This is a genomic window from Sphingobium sp. LMA1-1-1.1, assembly GCF_040676365.1.
Lineage (GTDB): Bacteria > Pseudomonadota > Alphaproteobacteria > Sphingomonadales > Sphingomonadaceae > Sphingobium.
Genome location: NZ_JBEGHS010000034.1, coordinates 369,381 through 385,565 on the forward strand (window position 1 = coordinate 369,381; position 16,185 = coordinate 385,565).

Below are 16,185 nucleotides of genomic sequence, written 5' to 3' on the forward strand. Positions count from 1 at the left end.
ATGGAGGACGTGTTCCTGCCCCTCATGATCTGCGGCATGCTGTTTATCGGCATGCCCTGGCTGATCTTCCACTATGTCACCAAGTGGAAGCAGGCCCCCAAGATCACCGATGAGGACGAGAAGCTGCTGGACGAGCTTCACCTGCTCGCCCGGCGGCTGGAGGAGCGGCTTCAGACCGTCGAACGGATCGTCGCCGCCGACAACCCCGATTTCCGTCCCGCCGGTCCTTCGCAGGACGAGGATTATGACTTCGACCGCCAATATCCCCACAGGAGGAACTGAGATGGCTGCCCGTCGCACCAAATTCTATCTCGACAAGCAGAACGGCAAATGGATGGGCGTATGCGCCGGCATAGCCGACTATAGCGGGATCGACGTGCTGTGGGTTCGCGTCGGTGCCGTGCTGGTGACGCTGATGGGGGCCTTTCCCTGGACGCTGATCGCCTATTTCATCGTGGCCTATTTTGCGGAGAACAAGCCGGCGGGCCTCTATGCCGACCGGGATGACGAGAAATTCTGGCAGGGCGTTCGCACCAATCCAGCACGCTCGACCCGCGATGTGCGGTCCAAGTTCCGCGACATCGACCGTCGCCTGGCCGATATCGAAACTTATTATACCAGCCGTAACACCCGGCTCGCCGATGAGATCGACAACCTGCGCTGACGGAATCGCGTGGCCCACGCCGTTTATCGAACGGGCTTGGGGGTCTGTCGAAAAATCGGCATTTTGTCTGAGAAATTCAACATCTGATATGCCGCACCTGCGGGTAGCGAGGGAGGTTTGCCATGTCGGAACAATTTGCGTTGGTTGCGCAACTCGCACCGCTGATCGTGATCTGCACCGGGATCGGTGTGGGCGGCTGGATCGTCACCACCTGGCTGCGGATCAAGCATGGCTATCCGCTGGACGGGGCATGGGGCCAGGCCATCTATCCGCAGGCAGGCAATGAGGCGATGGAACGGATCAGCCTGCTGAGCCAGGAAAATGCCCAGCTACGCGCCGAAATCGGATCGATGAAGGACAGGATGGTCGTGGTCGAGCGCATCGTCACCGATGAAAGTCACTCACTGAACAGGGAAATCGAGCGTCTGCGCGGTCCCGCCAACTGACGGCCCCAGGCTCAGCAAGGGAAAAAATCATGAATCCGTTTGAAATGGTCGTCGCCATCGTCGCCATAGCAGCCGTCGCCAGCGTCGTTCGCGCCAAATATGGCATCGTTCGCCGCCACAAGGGCGAAGAATTGGTCCAGCGCGGACCCGATCCGGAAGCCGAGCGGCTCCGGGCGGAGGTGAAGGCGCTGAAGGACCGGGTCGCCGTTCTGGAACGGCTGGCGACGGACAGCAGCACTGCCCTGGAGCGCGAATTCGACAAGCTCCGGGACCGCGACTGACGCGGGCATCATCATCACAGGGAGGACGATATGCAGGACCCCCTCAACACTTTGACATTGGCGATTGCGGGTCTGTCGGGACTCATCATCGTCACCGCCGCGGCCTTGCGGGGCTGGAATGGCTGGCTGGACCTTAAGCGCGCGGAACTCGCCCGCGGGACGGAGGGGGCAGCGCCGCCCTCCACCGCGACCCGGATCGAGGTTGCCGACCTCAAGGAACGCATCCGCAAGCTGGAAGCCATAGCCGCGGGCGTGGATATCTGAAAAAGGCCGATTTCCTCCTCCCGCCCGGCGGGAGGGGGACGGCAGCGGGAAGAGCTTTCCCCGCTTGAATTTCACCCTATATGGGCGGCCATGACCCAATTGCCCGTCCTTGCCGATCTGGTCGAAGAATATGAATTCCTCGACGCTGACGACCGCTACCGCCTGCTCATCGACCTGGGCAAGGCACTGGAGCCGATGCCCGACGCGCTCAAGACCGACGCCACGCTGGTTCGCGGCTGTTCGGCGGCGGTATGGGTCTATCCCACCGTGATCGACGCCGATTCCGCCAGGGGCAAGCGGCTCCATTTCCTGGCGGACAGCAACGCCGCCATCACCAAGGGGATCATCGCGCTCGTCCTCCTCACCGTGCAGGATCAGTCGCCTGCCGCCATTGCCGGGACGGATATCGAAACCGCGCTCGCCCCCTTCGACCTGCGCAACCAGTTGAGTTCCAACCGGACGCAGGGCATTCCCAACATGATCGCGCTGATCCGGGATACTGCCGCCCGCTATAGCTGAGCGGAGGGAAACCCCGCCGGCGCCATGCGTTCTCCTTCCGCCAACGAAACGGACAGAAGGAGAAAAGCGATGCGATCGATAGCGGTGCTTGCCGCCCTGGGGCTGATCGCCGCCTGCTCATCCTCCGACGACAAGGGGCCGACGCAGCGCGACCAGATCGGACAGGCCTGGAAATATGAAGGCGGCGAGGGCGGAAAGGCCAGGGTCGCCTATATCGGCAGCGCCAACACGGTCCAGACCATGACCGCCGCCGATACGTTCGGCGTGCTGCTGGTCCAGCCGCTGCAGGAAGGCGGGGCGGATGTCACGGTCAAGCTGGTCGGCGCACCCTTCACCTGCGACCTGTCGGACTGCGAGGTCACGGCCGTCACGGACGACGGCAAGACGCATGAATGGAAAGGCCGGATGACCGAGAACCAGGACGGTATCGAAGTCCTGCCCGCGGCCAAGGCCTATGACGCGATCAAGGACAGCCGGACGATCAAGGTGAACCTGGTGGTGGGGCCGAAGGACAAGAGCTTTCCCTTCCAGTTCAACGTCGCGGGCCTGAACCTGAAAGTGTAGCCGCCGCAGGAGCACGGCGCGTTCCAACAGGGCTTCACTCCTGCAACGACACGCCCGGACTGCGCGGATCGGCGCCGCCCACCCAATGGCCGTCGGCCGTGCGCTCCGCCGCATTGGCTTTCAGGCCGAAGCGTCTGATCGACACCTTGTGCCCCAGCTTCTCCAGCGGCGCCTTCATCGCCTCCAGCGATGTGCCCTGTTCCAGCACCAGCCCGTCCCGGTCGAAGAACTCGAACCCCAGCGCGATCGAATCCTGCGCCGACAGGCCCCAGTCGAAATGCGCGATCAGCGCCTTGGCGACCTGCATGATGATGGTCCTGCCGCCCGCCGCGCCGATGGTGAAGACCGGGGTTCCCGCCGCATCATAGACGATGGTGGGGGACATGGACGACAGCGGCCGCTTGCCCGGTTCGACCCGGTTGGCGACGGGCGCGCCGTCCTTTTCGGGGGTGAAGCTGAAATCGGTCAGTTCATTGTTCAGGATCACGCCATTGGCGACGAGCTGGCTGCCGAAAAAGCTCTCTATGGTGGAGGTCCAGGCAGCGATGTCGCCATTGCGGTCCACCGCGACGAAATGGCTGGTGCCCGATTCGGGCTGGGGCAGGGCTGCGGTGCGCTTTTCCGCACCCGGCGGCGTGCCGGGGCGATAGTCGTTCAGCGTCCTGCCCATGCTGATCAGCGCCGACCTCTGCCGGAGATAGCCGGGATCGATCAACCCGGCGATCGGCACGGACACGAATTCCGGATCGCCCAGCCAGTTGTCCCTGTCGGCATAGGCGAGCTGCATCGCTTCCCCGATGACATGCCAGGACCGGGGATCGTCCTTGCCCCACTTGGCCAGCGGAAAGCGTTCCACCATGCCCAGCACCTGCAATACGGTGATGCCGCCCGCCGAGGCCGGTCCCATGCCGCATATCGTATATCCGTGATAAGGCCCGCAAACCGGCTTGCGCGGCTTGGCCTGATAGGCCGCGAGGTCGGCCTCCGTCATCGGCACGGGATTTTTCGGCGCCTTGCTGACCGTGTCCGCGATCATGCGCGCATTGTCGCCCAGATAGAAGGCGTCCGGCCCCTCCGCCGCGATCCGCCTGAACAGGGCGGCGAGCGACGGATTCTTGAGGATCGTGCCCATCGGCGCAGGTTTGCCGTCGATCCAGAAATATTTCTGGATCTCGGGAAAATCAGCCCACACCGGCGCAACCGCCTTCATCGCCGTGTCCAGTCGCTGGCGCACCTCGAACCCCTGTTCGGCCAGTCTGATGGCCGGCTGAAACAGTTCGGCCCAGCGCAGCTTGCCCCATTTGCGGTGCGCCTCCCAGGCAAGGCGGACATTGCCGGGCACGCCGACGGAATAGCCGCCTGGCCAGGCATCGCGGAAGGAGAGGGGCTTGCCGTCCGCGCCCATGAAGCGATCGGGCCGCGCCGCCGCCGGCGCGGTCTCCCGCCCGTCGATCGATTCCAGCACGCCGGTCCGCCCGTCATGATGCATCAGGAATCCGCCCCCGCCGATACCGCTGTTATGCGGTTCCACGACATTCAGCGTCAGCATCATGGCGATGGCGGCGTCGGTGGCGCTGCCGCCCCTGCGCAATATCTCCTGCCCTGCCTCCGCCGCGCGCGGATCGGCGGCGGACACGGTGGCGTTGACCGCGACCGGCTCCCGCGCGGCCAGCGGGGAGGGGGAAAGGGCATAAAGAGCGAAGGGAGCCAGCAGGCCGAAAAGGCGAAAGGTCATGTCGGGTACCCTAGAGCATCGTGCGCAAAAGTGGGAACCGGTTTTGCGCGAAAACGATGCGACATCAAAAGCATAGAGCGCGCTGCGTGACTCGGATTCAGCGCAACGCGCTCCAGAGCGATTTCCAGGCGATCGGAACCGATAGCGCGCTCGATCGCTGTATTGCGCTCCGCAACCCGCTGGACGAATCAGGCGTCGATACCCACTATCTCGCTGATATTCCTCACCCCGTCGCGCGCCATCAGCGCCTTGATGCCGCTATTGATCCGCCGGGCGAGATAAGGCCCCTCATAGACCAGCGCGCTGTAAAGCTGGATCAGGCTCGCACCGGCGCGGATGCGGGCATAGGCCTGTTCCGCCGTGGCGATGCCGCCCACGCCGATCAGCGGCAGGCGAGTGCCCAGCACGCGCCGAAAGTCGCGCAGCCTTTGCAGCGCCAGATCGTGCAGCGGGGCGCCCGACAGGCCGCCCGCCTCCCCGGCGAGCGGCGACCGCAGCGAAGGCCGGGATATGGTGGTGTTGGACACGATCAGCGCGTCGATCCGGTGGTCGATGCAGGCGTCGGCAATATCCTCGATATCGGCGGGCTCCAGGTCCGGGGCCACCTTCAGGAAGATGGGCGTCCGATTCGTCCCCCGCGCCGCCATGACCGCGCCCAGCAATTGGTCCAGCGCGGCCCGGTCCTGAAGCGCGCGCAGTCCCGGCGTGTTGGGCGACGAGATATTGACCGTCAGATAGTCGGCCAGGGGCGCCATGCAGGTCACGCCCGTGGCATAGTCCGCGATCCGATCGGTCGCGTCCTTGTTGGCCCCGATATTGATGCCGATCACCGGGTTTTGTCCGTTCCTGCCGGGCCGCCTGCGCTTCGCGATTCGCTCAGCCGCTGCCGCCTGGCCGCCATTGTTGAAGCCCATGCGGTTGACGACCGCCCGGTCCTCGGCCAGCCGGAACAGCCGGGGCAGGGGATTGCCCTTCTGCGGCAGGGGCGTCAGCGTTCCCAGTTCGGTAAAGCCGAAGCCCAGCCCGTGCATCTTGTGCGCGACCAGCCCCTCCTTGTCATAACCTGCCGCCAGGCCCACCGGATTGGGAAAGGTGATGCCCGCCACCGTCTGGCCCAGCATCGGATCGGGTTCGAGCGCGGGCGGCACCGGCATCAGGCGCAGCAATCTGATCGACAGATGGTGGGCGCGCTCGGCATCCAGCGCGAAAAACAGGGGGCGGATCAGGCGATAGGACATGGCGGCGCTATGCCATCGCAAAGCGCACAGGTCGAGTCGCTGTTGCAGCGCGGCAACAGTAAGGACGGAATGACATTTCTTAACAAAATTCCTTGGGATTCGTCCCGTTTTGGTTCGACCAATGTCCGATCCATCCAATAAAGTTTCAGCGATTCGGACGTAAGAGAGTCCTGCGACCCGAAGGCTCTAGGCCATATGGCTGACGAGACCTTTTCCTGACCCGGCGGTGAAAACCGCCGGGTCGTTTTTTCCCTGCCCTGCGACATTCATTGACGGGCCCGGCATGGTGGAAAGCGCATTTCCGCCACGCATAACCCTTGCACCTTCACGCCGATGGAGCATATTGCATCACCGGGGTGATAATATGGGGCCGCATGACAGCGAGACGTCCGGGGGGGCGTTGAATATCAAGGCGAAAGATGGTCATGCGCCGCTGTCCTATACAGTCGACGCGGCTCAGGGAGCGGTACGGTTGCGCTATTTCGCGCCACCCGACCAGCTCAACGCCTATTTCGGTTCGCTCTACATCTTCACCGAAACGGCGGAACATTATTCCGACGTGACCCGTGCCGATGTGCCGCAGCTTCGTTTCATGCTGGACAACAGCGGCGACTATCATTTCCATGATGGAACGATAGTGCCGACGCCGGAAGTCTGCCTGTTGGGCCCGACCATGGGGGCGACTCGCTTTGAACTGACGGGGCCGGGCCGCGTGGTCGGTATTTCGCTGCTCCCTGCGGGCTGGATCGCGTTGCATGGGGGGGATGCCAGCATTCTCACCGATCGGCTGCAGGAGATGGTCGACCTTCCCGGCTACCGGCAATTGCTGGAGCAACTCCGCGCCACCGACGATGCGGAGGAGATGGCCACGCTCTGCTGGTCATTCCTGTCGGAACGTCTTGTTCCCCTGTCGGATTCGACATGGCGGCTGCTGAAGGCGGTGGACGGCTGGCTGATGGATGAAGGTTCTCCGCGGATCGAGACGCTGGCCGACATCACCGGCCTTTCGCCACGCCAGCTCGCCCGGCTCACCAACAAATATTATGGCTGCCCGCCCAAGCTGCTGGCGCGCAAATATCGGGCGCTGCGGTGCAGCGCGCGGATCGCGCTGGACCATGAAAGCTGGCAGGCGCTGTGCGACGACGGGCGTTTCTATGACCAGTCGCATTTCATTCGGGAGATCAAGCATTTCATCGGCCTGACCCCGCACCAGTTGCAGACAGAGCCGAGCGCGGTGGCGCAGCTCACCCTGCTGCGCCGCTCGCTGGGTGGAGACGTCGCCGTGATCAACCGTTTCAGCTAGAGCGATTTCCAAGCGATCGCTGGTTAAGAAATCGCGGCAAACAAGGAATCCGGAGCGGCGATATGATTCAATCAGATCGAAACCCGCTCTAAACCTCATCCATCAGCAAAAATGCCTTGATTCCCGCCTCTGCCGGGACCACATGCCAATCGGATTGATTCGATCCGATTTGAGAATGGTTCGCAAGACGCAGGGTCATGAGGCTTTCGAGTTTCGCAGATTATGCCGTGGTGCTGATGTCCGCCGCCGCCCGCCATTGCGGCGCGGCCAGGATGAACGCGACCACACTTTCGGCCGAAACCGGCATTCCCCTGCCCACCGCGCAGAAGCTGGTGAGCCGGCTGTCGGCCGCGGGTCTGCTCGAATCGAGCCGGGGGACAGGCGGCGGCGTGCGCCTTGCCCGCCCGCCCGCCGCGATCACGCTGGCCGATGTGGTGGAGGCGGTGGAAGGCCCGATCGCCATGACCGCCTGTACCGAAATGGGCGCCCATGACTGCACGCTGGAGCAGGATTGCCGCGTCCGGCCGCATATGAACGTCGCGAACAATGCGATCCGATCGGCGCTCGCGAGCGTCACCATCGCTAGCCTTACCCGAGAAATGGCATGACCGAGGAAACCACCACCGTCCGCAACCGTGAAGCGCATGAGGCGGCCGATCGCGCCTCCACCTACGAGCATGGCTGGTCCTCCGCCATCGAACAGGATTTCGCGCCCAAGGGGCTGAACGAAGACACGGTCCGCTTCATTTCCGCCAAGAAGAAGGAGCCGGAATGGCTGCTGGAATGGCGGCTCAAGGCCTTCGCCATGTGGCAGGGGATGGAGGCGCCGGACTGGGCCAAGCTCAACATTCCGCCGATCGACTATCAGGACGCCTATTATTACGCGGAGCCGAAGAAGAAGATCGAACTGGACTCGCTGGATCAGGTCGATCCGGAGATTTTGGCGACCTATCAGAAGCTGGGCATTCCCATTGCCGAACAGGAAGTGCTGGCCGGGGTGAAGGGCAGCCGCAAGGTCGCGGTCGACGCGGTGTTCGACAGCGTTTCGGTCGCCACCACCTTCCGCAAGGAACTGGAGGAAGCCGGCGTCATCTTCCGCTCCATCAGCGAAGCGGTGCGTGAATATCCCGATCTGGTAAAGAAGTGGCTGGGCAAGGTCGTGCCGATGCACGACAATTATTTCGCGACGCTCAACTGCGCGGTCTTTTCCGACGGCACCTTCGTCTACATCCCCAAGGGCGTGCGCTGCCCGATGGAGCTTTCCACCTATTTCCGCATCAATGCGGAGAATACCGGGCAGTTCGAACGCACGCTGATCGTCGCGGACGAGGGCAGCTATGTGAGCTATCTCGAAGGCTGCACTGCGCCTATGCGTGACGAGAACCAGCTACACGCCGCCGTGGTCGAACTGGTCGCGCTGGACGATGCGGAGATCAAATATTCGACCGTCCAGAACTGGTATCCGGGCGACGAGAACGGCAAGGGCGGCATCTATAATTTCGTGACCAAGCGGGCACTCTGCCAGGGGCGCAACAGCAAGGTTTCGTGGACGCAGGTGGAAACCGGCAGCGCGATCACCTGGAAATATCCGTCCTGCGTTCTCAATGGCGAGAACAGCGTCGGCGAATTCTACTCGGTGGCGCTGACCAACAATATGCAGCAGGCCGACACCGGCACCAAGATGATCCATAATGGCAAGGGGTCGCGCTCGACCATCGTGTCGAAGGGGATCAGCGCGGGGCGCTCCAACAACACCTATCGCGGCCTCGTCCGCGTCGCGCCGGGCGCGGAGGGCGTGCGCAACTTCACCCAGTGCGACAGCCTGCTGCTGGGCGACCAGTGCGGGGCGCATACCGTCCCCTATATCGAGGTGCGCAACCCTTCGGCGCAGATCGAGCATGAGGCGACGACGTCGAAGATTTCCGACGACCAGCTCTTCTACGCGATGCAGCGCGGGCTGGACCAGGAAGCGGCGGTCAGCCTGATCGTCAACGGCTTTGCCCGCGAAGTGCTGCAACAACTGCCGATGGAATTTGCCGTCGAGGCGCAGAAGCTGCTCGGCATTTCTCTCGAAGGATCGGTGGGCTGAGGCCTGCCACACGAACACCAAGGACAAGACTCTTGAGCGACGAAGACGATATTCAGGATGCCCTCGCCGATTTCGCGGAGGATGTCGGAAATGGTCAGGCATGGACCGCCGCGATCCGCATCCTGACCGAGGATTATGAGCTGGAAGAGGGCGAGCTTCAGGCCCGCGCCGCCAAGGATTTCGGCGACCTCGACGCCTATCAGGCCGAATGCCGCGCCGCGCTGGAGACGGGCGACCTAGCCTTCACCGAGAAGCTGAAGAGCGACAAGGCCTTCCACAAGGCGAAGGCGCCCAATCTCGCCCGCATGGGTCCGGTGACCGAATTCGTGACCGGCGTGCTGGAAAAGGGCGCGCCCGAACCCGGCGCCGACTGGTGGCCCTATATGCCGATCAAGCGCCATATCGACACGCTGTTCCCCGCGCCGGGCGACGTGCGGGACATGGCCTTCTGGACCGCGCGGACGCTCCAGCGCGCGCATGGTCGTTGATTTTTGGGGTGTGAATGATGCTGACGATTGAGAACCTCACCAACGAGATTGACGGCAAGGCGATCCTGAAGGGCCTGTCGCTCTCCATCAAGGCGGGCGAGATCCACGCGATCATGGGGCCGAATGGCGCGGGCAAGTCGACGCTGGCCTATACGCTGGGCGGCCGCCCAGGGTATCAGGTTACCGGCGGCAATGCCTCTTTTAACGGTGTGAACTTGTTCAGCTTGGAGCCGCACGAGCGCGCCGCCGCCGGCCTGTTCCTGGGCTTCCAATATCCGGTCGAGATCCCCGGCGTCTCCAACCTGCAATTCCTGCGCGAGAGCCTCAACAGCCAGCGCAAGGCATGCGGCCAGGAACCGTTGTCGGGCGGCGAGTTCATCAAGCTCGCCAAGGAAAAGGCGGCTCTCCTCGGCCTCGACATGGAAATGCTGAAGCGTCCGGTGAATGTCGGCTTTTCCGGCGGCGAGAAGAAGCGCGCTGAAATGGTGCAGATGGGCATTCTCGATCCCAAGCTGGCGATCCTCGATGAAACCGACTCCGGCCTCGACATCGACGCGCTCAAGATCGTGGGCGCCGGCATCAACGCCATCATGCGCAAGCCCGACAAGGCGGTGCTGCTGATCACCCATTATCAGCGCCTGCTCGACTATGTGAAGCCGGACTTCGTGCACGTCCTTGCCGCTGGCCGGATCGTCAAGTCCGGCGGCCCGGAACTGGCGCTGGAACTGGAGCGCGAGGGTTATGCGGAGGTGGTTGCGGCGTGACCACGCTCTCCCTTGCCGCACGCCCCCTCCCTACAAGAAGGGCCGAGGAATGGCGCTACAGCGACCTTGATGCGCTGGCGGCCATCTGGCCGACGCCCGCGCCGACGCACATCGATGTCGCGGCCGGAGAAACTGCGCACCATCATCTGTTGCAGGATGCGGGCGAAGGCGCGGCGGCGGTGCATGATTATGTCATCAGCATCGCGGACGGCGCTCGGCTCGACTTCCACCTCCTCAATATCGGCGGGAAATTCGGTCGCGTGGCCTTTACCGTGACGCTGGGGCGGGGCGCGCATTTCGAACTGAACGGCGCGATCATCGGCAGCGGCGAGCAGACGCTGGAGATCATCACCTCCGTCACCCATGCCGAGCCGGACGCGACCAGCGGCCAGACGATCCGTTCGATCCTGGGCCAGCGCGCCACCGGCAGCTATCTGGGCAGCATCAATGTCGCCCGCGATGCGCAGCGCACCGATGCCTTCCAGTCGGTGAAGGCGATGCTGCTCGACCGCACCGCCACGGCCAATGTCAAGCCGGAGCTGGAAATCTACGCCGACGACGTGAAATGCGCCCATGGCGCGACGGTGGGCGAACTGGACAAGCAGGCCCTCTTCTACATGGCGAGCCGCGGCATGGACCCGGCGACCGCCAAGACGCTGCTGCTCAAGGCCTTTGTCGCGGGCGTGTTCGACGATGTGGCCGACGAAGCGGTCAAGGACCGGCTTGAGTCCGCCGCCCTCGCCAAGCTGGAGAGGCTGGTATGACCGATCTGGCCGAGGCTTTGCAGCTCAGGGACGACTTTCCCGGCGTAGGTAGCTGGCATTATCTGGACAGCGCCGCGACCGCGCAGAAGCCCCATGACGTGATCGACGCCATCGCCCGCGCCTATGGCCCGGACTATGCGACGGTCCATCGCGGCGTCTACGAACGTTCGGCGAATATGACGCTTGCCTATGAGGCGGCGCGCCGGAAGGTGGCGCAGTTCATCGGCGCGCAGTCGGACAGCGAGATCGTCTATGTCCGCGGCGCGACCGAAGGCATCAATCTGGTCGCGCAAAGCTGGGCAGGGACGCAGCTCAAGGCCGGCGACCGCATCCTGCTCTCCATGCTGGAGCATCACAGCAATATCGTTCCGTGGCAGATTGTCGCCGAAAAAGTCGGGGCCGGGATCGATGTCGTGCCGCTGACCCCGGACGGCAAGATCGATCTGGATGCCATGGCCGCGATGATCACGCCCGCGCACAGGATGGTCGCGCTGGCCCATGTGTCGAATGTGCTGGGCAGCGTGCTCGACGTCCGCCGTGCCGCCGAAATCGCGCATGGCGTGGGCGCGAAGATCCTGATCGACGGCTGCCAGGCCGTGCCGCGCCTTGCCGTAGACGTGCAGGCGCTGGACTGCGATTTCTACGTCTTTTCCGCGCACAAGCTCTACGGTCCCACCGGCATCGGCGCGCTCTGGGGGCGAAAGGCCCTGCTCGACGCCATGCCGCCCTATCAGGGCGGGGGATCGATGATCGACAAGGTGACGTTCGAAAAAACCACCTATGCCCCCGCGCCCACCCGGTTCGAGGCGGGGACGCCGCATATCACCGGCGTTGTCGGTTTGTCGGCGGCGATCGACTATGTGCAGGCCATTGGGCTGGACGCGATCCACGCCCATGAATGCGCGCTTGTCGCGAAGGCCAGGACCGCGCTGCAAAGCCTCAACAGCGTGCGCGTGTTCGGCCCGGAAGATTCGGCGGGCATTCTTTCCTTCGAGGTGGAGGGGGTGCATCCGCACGATGTCGGCACCATATTGGACGAAACCGGCGTCGCCATCCGGGCTGGGCATCATTGTGCGCAGCCGCTGATGCGCCATTTGGGCGTCGAGGCCACGGCACGGGCCAGCTTCGGCATCTACAGCGACGAAAGCGATGTGGATGCGCTGGTCAAGGGCATAGAAAGAGTGAGGAAGATCTTCGCCAATGACTGAAGTGAATCGCGAAGAGCGCAAGATTCTGGTGGAAGAGGTCGAGGGGGTGGAAACGCCCCCGAAGGCGCGCGTCGAGGAGGCGGCCGGTTCCGGCCAGCGCCAGCGCGACTATCTGGACGGCTTCCTCGCGCAGAAGCCTGCCGACATGCCCAGGGGCGAACCGGGCGGCAGCCTCTATGATGCGATCATCGATGCGCTCAAGGAAATCTATGACCCGGAAATCCCGGTCAACATCTATGATCTGGGCCTAGTCTATGGCGTCGACGTGACGGAGGATGGCCACGCCGTCGTCACCATGACGCTCACCACGCCGCACTGTCCGGTGGCCGAATCCATGCCGGGCGAAGTCGAATTGCGTGTCGGCGCGGTGCCGGGCGTGGGCGATGCGCAGGTGAACCTGGTCTGGGATCCGCCGTGGGATCCGCAGAAAATGTCGGACGAAGCCAAGCTCGAACTGGGAATGCTCTGATGACTCCTCCTCACACTGGCGAAACAAAGATCCGTGCCCGTCCGGCCGCCGTCGTGCTGACGGCGAGCGCCGAGCAGCGCATTGCCGACCTGATGGCGCAGGCGCCCGAAGGCGCGATCGGGGTCAAGCTGTCGACGCCGCGCCGTGGCTGCTCCGGCCTTGCCTATTCGGTCGATTATGTGAACGAGGAGGCCAAGTTCGACGAGAAGATCGAAACGCCGGGCGGCACCTTCTATATAGACGGCGCCTCCGTGCTCTATCTGGTCGGATCGACCATGGACTGGGTGGAGGATGACTTCACCGCCGGTTTCGTCTTCAACAATCCCAATGCCAAGGGTAGCTGCGGCTGCGGCGAGAGCTTCACGGTCTGACTTGGCCAGCGGCCGCCTGAACATGCCCCATATGCTCATCCTGGGCATGGGCTACACCGGCTCCCGGCTCGCCATGCGCCTGCGGGCCGAGGGATGGCATGTTACCGGCGTTCGTCGCGCCGCCGATGCCGAAACGCTCGACTTCAGCGACGAAGCCGCTGTGCTGACCGCCATCGCGCGGGCCAGCCACATCCTGTCCTCCGTTCCGCCCGAGGGTGATGCCGATCCGGTCCTCACCCGCTATGGCGGCGCCATCGCCGCAGCGCCTGCCATCTGGACCGGCTATCTCTCCTCCACCGGGGTTTATGGTGATGCGGCGGGCGCCTGGGTCGATGAAGCAAGCCCGACCGGCGTGGCCCGGCGGGCTGCGCGCGCGCAGGCCGATGCGGATTGGGGCGCTCTGCGTCCGGACCTCCGCCGCTTCCGCCTGCCGGGTATTTACGGCCCCGGCCGCTCCGCGCTCGATCGTGTGCGGGAAGGGCGGGCGCACCGCATCGACCTGCCCGATCAGGTGTTCAGCCGCGCCCATGTCGATGATATCGTCGCCGGCGTCCTCGCGTCGATCCATCATGGTCCGCCGGGCATCTACAATCTGTCCGACGACCTGCCCTGCGCGCAGAATCGGCTGATCGAGGAAGCCTGCGCCCTGCTTGGCCAACCTGCCCCGCCGCTGCTGACACTGGAGGAGGCACAGCTTTCCCCCATGGCGCGCTCCTTCTACGCTGAAAACCGCAGGGTGGCGAACGGACGCGCCAAGCGCCTGCTGGGCTGGTCTCCCCTCTATCCCACCTATCGTGAAGGGCTGCGCGCCTGTCTGTGACTCGCTCCGCCGCAAAGTAGGATCATCACTAACGGCTTCTTAACCATCCCTGCCCGATGGCTGGCCCGTCAGCTTCCGGGGAATAAAGAGATGGACCGCTTCGATCATGCCTTCACCGCTCTGGGCCAGCGCATCAACAGCCTGTCCCTGCCCGAACGCACCGCATCCGCGCCGGTGCCGCTCGCCAGCCTGATCGACAGGGTCAATGCGGCCAAGCGGCTTTACCAGCCGGGCGTCCGCCCTCAGACCGGCTTGGTTCGCAGCGCGACGACCATCCCTGCAATTGCCAGCAGCGCCCCCGCACCCGCCAGCGCCGTCCAGCGATAGCCCTCGACCAGCGTCGAGATCAGCATCGCGATCACCGGGATCAGCACGCTGGTATAGGCCGCCCGCCCCGCACCCATTTGCTGGATCAGCCGGAAATAGAGCGGGAAGGTCACGACCGAACCCGCCAGCCCCAGCCAGGCAATTCCTGCCAAATAGCCCAGACGCATCTCGATGACCGGCGGTCCGGCCGTCGCCCAGGCGAACAGCCCATCTACAGCCGCGCCGATCAGCATTGCCCAGGCGAGCACTGCCGCCATCGGCAGCCGCCGGGCGATCTCCATCCCCTGCATGACATTGGCCGCCGACGCGCTCAGCAGCCCGGCGATCGAAAATGCCGCGCCCAGCAGCACCATGTCCGGCCGGACCCGGGCGCCATGATATTCATGCGCCAGCATCAGCGCGATGCCCGCCAGTGCGACCCCCGACCCCGCGATGAAGGCGCGGCTCACCGGCTGACGGAAGAAGAGATAGGCGAGGATGCTGTTGGGTATCAGCAGCATCGCGTAGATCACCGCGACCACGCCCGATGTCAGATAATGCTCCGCACGATAGACGAAATTGAAGTTCATCACGAACTGCGCCGTACCCAGCAATCCCGCGAAGGCCAGCCCGCTGCCACCGATGTTGAGCGGCAAGCCGCGCAGCCGGGCGAAGATCGCTATCGCCGATCCGGCCAACAGGAAGCGGTAGCAGACAGACCAGCTTGGCGGCACATTTCCCAACTGGTCCCGGATCACGATCCAGGTGGAACTCCAGATCAGCGTGACGAGGATGAAGGGCAGGAAAACGCCCTTGCCCTCGCTCATCCCTCCAATGTCCTGATCGCCTCGGCCAGAGGCTGCACGCTGGAGGCATGCTGCGACCAGTTGGCGACGAGCCGCGCCGCATCCCCGCCCCAGTCATGGAAATCGAAGCCCTGCGCCCGCAATTGCGTCCTTTCCGCCTCGCTCAGCCGCACGAACAGTTCATTGGCCTGGACCGGATGCAGCAGCCGTCCCGCCGCGCCCGCCGCCAGCGCCTGGGCCGCGGCATTGGCTGCCCGCGCGTTGCGCAGCCACAGGTCGCCCTTGACCATCGCCAATAGTTGCGCCGCCAGATAGCGGCCCTTGGAGAAGAGGTGTCCACCCCGCTTGCGCCAGCGCGCCGCCTCGGCCGCTCGCGCCTGCGCCTGATTGCCGAAGAAGACGAGGGCTTCGCCCACCATGCCGCCATTCTTGACGCAGCCGAAGGAGAGGATGTCGACTCCTGCGCGCCAGGTCACATCGCCGGGATGGCAGTTTAGATACGCCACCGCATTGGCGAAGCGTGCCCCATCCATGTGGAAACCCAGCCCATGCTCCCGTGCCAGATCGCCCAGTGCCGCGACTTCGCCGGGCGTATAGACCAGGCCATATTCGGTCGCCTGGGTGATGCTGATCGCCCGTGCGGGCACCTGGTGCACGTCGGGACGGATAGCCTTCAACAGGTCCAGCACTGTTTCTGGCGACAGTTTCGCGCCCTCGCCAGGCAATGCCATCAGGGTCGCCCCATGGGTGTAGAAGCCGGGCGCGCCGCATTCATCGACGACGATATGCGCCTCCTCATGGCACAATATTCCGCCATAGGGTGGGCAGAGCGAGGCCAGCGCTATGCTGTTTGCCGCCGTCCCGGTCGCGATCCACAGCGCCACCGATTCCGTCCCGAACAGATCGGAAAAGGCACCGTTCAAGCGGGCGCTCCAGCGGTCCCCGTCATAGCCATGATCGGCCTGGTCGGCCGCGACGATGGCTGCCATGACTTCCGGGCAGACCGGCGTCGCATTGTCGGAGAAAAAGTGCATGACCCATGGGATAGCCGTGCTGCGGCCCAGCGCCAAGATGCCACCCCGACGG

The 16,185-nt window shown here is 64.1% G+C and carries 21 protein-coding genes; 17 read left to right on the plus strand and 4 right to left on the minus strand.

Translation table 11 applies throughout. From position 1 onward, the window contains the following. From pspB to MRBLMA1_RS15840, 7 genes are all read left to right on the plus strand, one after another. Positions 1 to 282 carry an envelope stress response membrane protein PspB gene (gene pspB, locus MRBLMA1_RS15810; protein ID WP_133653252.1) on the plus strand — a complete coding sequence of 94 codons (282 nt, stop codon included), beginning with the start codon at positions 1 to 3 and terminating at the stop codon, positions 280 to 282. 1 nt (position 283) lies between these two features. Beyond that, positions 284 to 664 carry an envelope stress response membrane protein PspC gene (gene pspC, locus MRBLMA1_RS15815; RefSeq protein WP_363737954.1) on the plus strand — a complete coding sequence of 127 codons (381 nt, stop codon included), beginning with the start codon at positions 284 to 286 and terminating at the stop codon, positions 662 to 664. A gap of 122 nt (positions 665 to 786) precedes the next feature. Continuing rightward, positions 787 to 1,110, plus strand: coding sequence for a hypothetical protein (locus MRBLMA1_RS15820; RefSeq protein ID WP_363737955.1), 324 nt, complete (start codon positions 787 to 789; stop codon positions 1,108 to 1,110). 29 nt (positions 1,111 to 1,139) lie between these two features. Beyond that, entirely contained in the window at positions 1,140 to 1,391 is a 252-nt protein-coding gene (locus tag MRBLMA1_RS15825) for a hypothetical protein (protein ID WP_133653255.1), read from the plus strand. 30 nt (positions 1,392 to 1,421) lie between these two features. Next, positions 1,422 to 1,655, plus strand: coding sequence for a hypothetical protein (locus MRBLMA1_RS15830; RefSeq protein WP_363737958.1), 234 nt, complete (start codon positions 1,422 to 1,424; stop codon positions 1,653 to 1,655). Positions 1,656 to 1,745: 90 nt separating this feature from the next. Continuing rightward, the gene (locus MRBLMA1_RS15835) at positions 1,746 to 2,174 is read left to right on the plus strand and encodes a SufE family protein (protein ID WP_363737959.1); all 429 of its coding nucleotides are present in this window, start codon (positions 1,746 to 1,748) and stop codon (positions 2,172 to 2,174) included. Between the two features lie 69 nt (positions 2,175 to 2,243). Next, positions 2,244 to 2,738 (plus strand): hypothetical protein, encoded by a 495-nt coding sequence (locus MRBLMA1_RS15840; protein ID WP_363737961.1) that lies wholly within the window; start codon positions 2,244 to 2,246, stop codon positions 2,736 to 2,738. 34 nt (positions 2,739 to 2,772) lie between these two features. Here MRBLMA1_RS15840 and ggt read toward each other — a convergent pair whose 3' ends face one another. Continuing rightward, complete coding sequence (gene ggt / locus MRBLMA1_RS15845) at positions 2,773 to 4,473, minus strand: gamma-glutamyltransferase (protein ID WP_363737963.1); 1,701 nt, start codon at positions 4,471 to 4,473, stop codon at positions 2,773 to 2,775. Positions 4,474 to 4,661: 188 nt separating this feature from the next. Then, positions 4,662 to 5,711, minus strand: a complete 1,050-nt coding sequence (locus tag MRBLMA1_RS15850; protein WP_363737965.1) for a quinone-dependent dihydroorotate dehydrogenase — start codon at positions 5,709 to 5,711, stop codon at positions 4,662 to 4,664. A 472-nt stretch (positions 5,712 to 6,183) separates the two neighbouring features. Between MRBLMA1_RS15850 and MRBLMA1_RS15855 the strand changes: the two genes are divergently transcribed. The 10 genes from MRBLMA1_RS15855 to MRBLMA1_RS15900 all read left to right on the plus strand — a co-directional run bounded on the left by MRBLMA1_RS15855 (position 6,184) and on the right by MRBLMA1_RS15900 (position 13,987). Beyond that, on the plus strand, positions 6,184 to 7,014 hold the full coding sequence (locus tag MRBLMA1_RS15855; RefSeq protein ID WP_363738229.1) for a helix-turn-helix domain-containing protein: 831 nt from the start codon (positions 6,184 to 6,186) through the stop codon (positions 7,012 to 7,014). Positions 7,015 to 7,211: 197 nt separating this feature from the next. Next, positions 7,212 to 7,622: an RrF2 family transcriptional regulator gene (locus MRBLMA1_RS15860; protein WP_133653261.1), complete on the plus strand. Its 411-nt coding sequence runs from the start codon at positions 7,212 to 7,214 to the stop codon at positions 7,620 to 7,622. Then, on the plus strand, positions 7,619 to 9,103 hold the full coding sequence (sufB, locus tag MRBLMA1_RS15865) for a Fe-S cluster assembly protein SufB (protein WP_363737967.1): 1,485 nt from the start codon (positions 7,619 to 7,621) through the stop codon (positions 9,101 to 9,103). The genes MRBLMA1_RS15860 and sufB overlap by 4 nt, the downstream gene beginning before the upstream one ends. A 32-nt stretch (positions 9,104 to 9,135) precedes the next feature. Further along, positions 9,136 to 9,591, plus strand: coding sequence for a hypothetical protein (locus MRBLMA1_RS15870; protein WP_363737969.1), 456 nt, complete (start codon positions 9,136 to 9,138; stop codon positions 9,589 to 9,591). A gap of 17 nt (positions 9,592 to 9,608) precedes the next feature. Next, positions 9,609 to 10,355, plus strand: a complete 747-nt coding sequence (sufC, locus tag MRBLMA1_RS15875) for a Fe-S cluster assembly ATPase SufC (protein ID WP_363738231.1) — start codon at positions 9,609 to 9,611, stop codon at positions 10,353 to 10,355. Further along, positions 10,352 to 11,119 (plus strand): SufD family Fe-S cluster assembly protein, encoded by a 768-nt coding sequence (locus tag MRBLMA1_RS15880; RefSeq protein ID WP_363737970.1) that lies wholly within the window; start codon positions 10,352 to 10,354, stop codon positions 11,117 to 11,119. Before sufC ends, MRBLMA1_RS15880 begins: the two co-directional genes overlap by 4 nt. After that, on the plus strand, positions 11,116 to 12,327 hold the full coding sequence (locus tag MRBLMA1_RS15885) for a cysteine desulfurase (protein WP_363737971.1): 1,212 nt from the start codon (positions 11,116 to 11,118) through the stop codon (positions 12,325 to 12,327). The genes MRBLMA1_RS15880 and MRBLMA1_RS15885 overlap by 4 nt, the downstream gene beginning before the upstream one ends. After that, on the plus strand, positions 12,320 to 12,796 hold the full coding sequence (locus MRBLMA1_RS15890; RefSeq protein ID WP_363737972.1) for an SUF system Fe-S cluster assembly protein: 477 nt from the start codon (positions 12,320 to 12,322) through the stop codon (positions 12,794 to 12,796). The genes MRBLMA1_RS15885 and MRBLMA1_RS15890 overlap by 8 nt, the downstream gene beginning before the upstream one ends. Continuing rightward, the gene (locus tag MRBLMA1_RS15895) at positions 12,796 to 13,167 is read left to right on the plus strand and encodes a HesB/IscA family protein (RefSeq protein WP_363737974.1); all 372 of its coding nucleotides are present in this window, start codon (positions 12,796 to 12,798) and stop codon (positions 13,165 to 13,167) included. Before MRBLMA1_RS15890 ends, MRBLMA1_RS15895 begins: the two co-directional genes overlap by 1 nt. 22 nt (positions 13,168 to 13,189) lie before the next feature. Continuing rightward, positions 13,190 to 13,987, plus strand: coding sequence for an SDR family NAD(P)-dependent oxidoreductase (locus tag MRBLMA1_RS15900; protein ID WP_363737976.1), 798 nt, complete (start codon positions 13,190 to 13,192; stop codon positions 13,985 to 13,987). Positions 13,988 to 14,229: 242 nt separating this feature from the next. On the opposite strand, the gene MRBLMA1_RS15905 is transcribed toward MRBLMA1_RS15900, so the two are convergent. Next, a complete protein-coding gene (locus tag MRBLMA1_RS15905) occupies positions 14,230 to 15,120 on the minus strand; it encodes a DMT family transporter (protein WP_363737978.1) in 891 nt (296 codons plus the stop codon). Further along, positions 15,117 to 16,133, minus strand: a complete 1,017-nt coding sequence (locus MRBLMA1_RS15910; protein ID WP_363737980.1) for a threonine aldolase family protein — start codon at positions 16,131 to 16,133, stop codon at positions 15,117 to 15,119. Before MRBLMA1_RS15910 ends, MRBLMA1_RS15905 begins: the two co-directional genes overlap by 4 nt. Between the last annotated feature and the right edge of the window lie 52 nt (positions 16,134 to 16,185).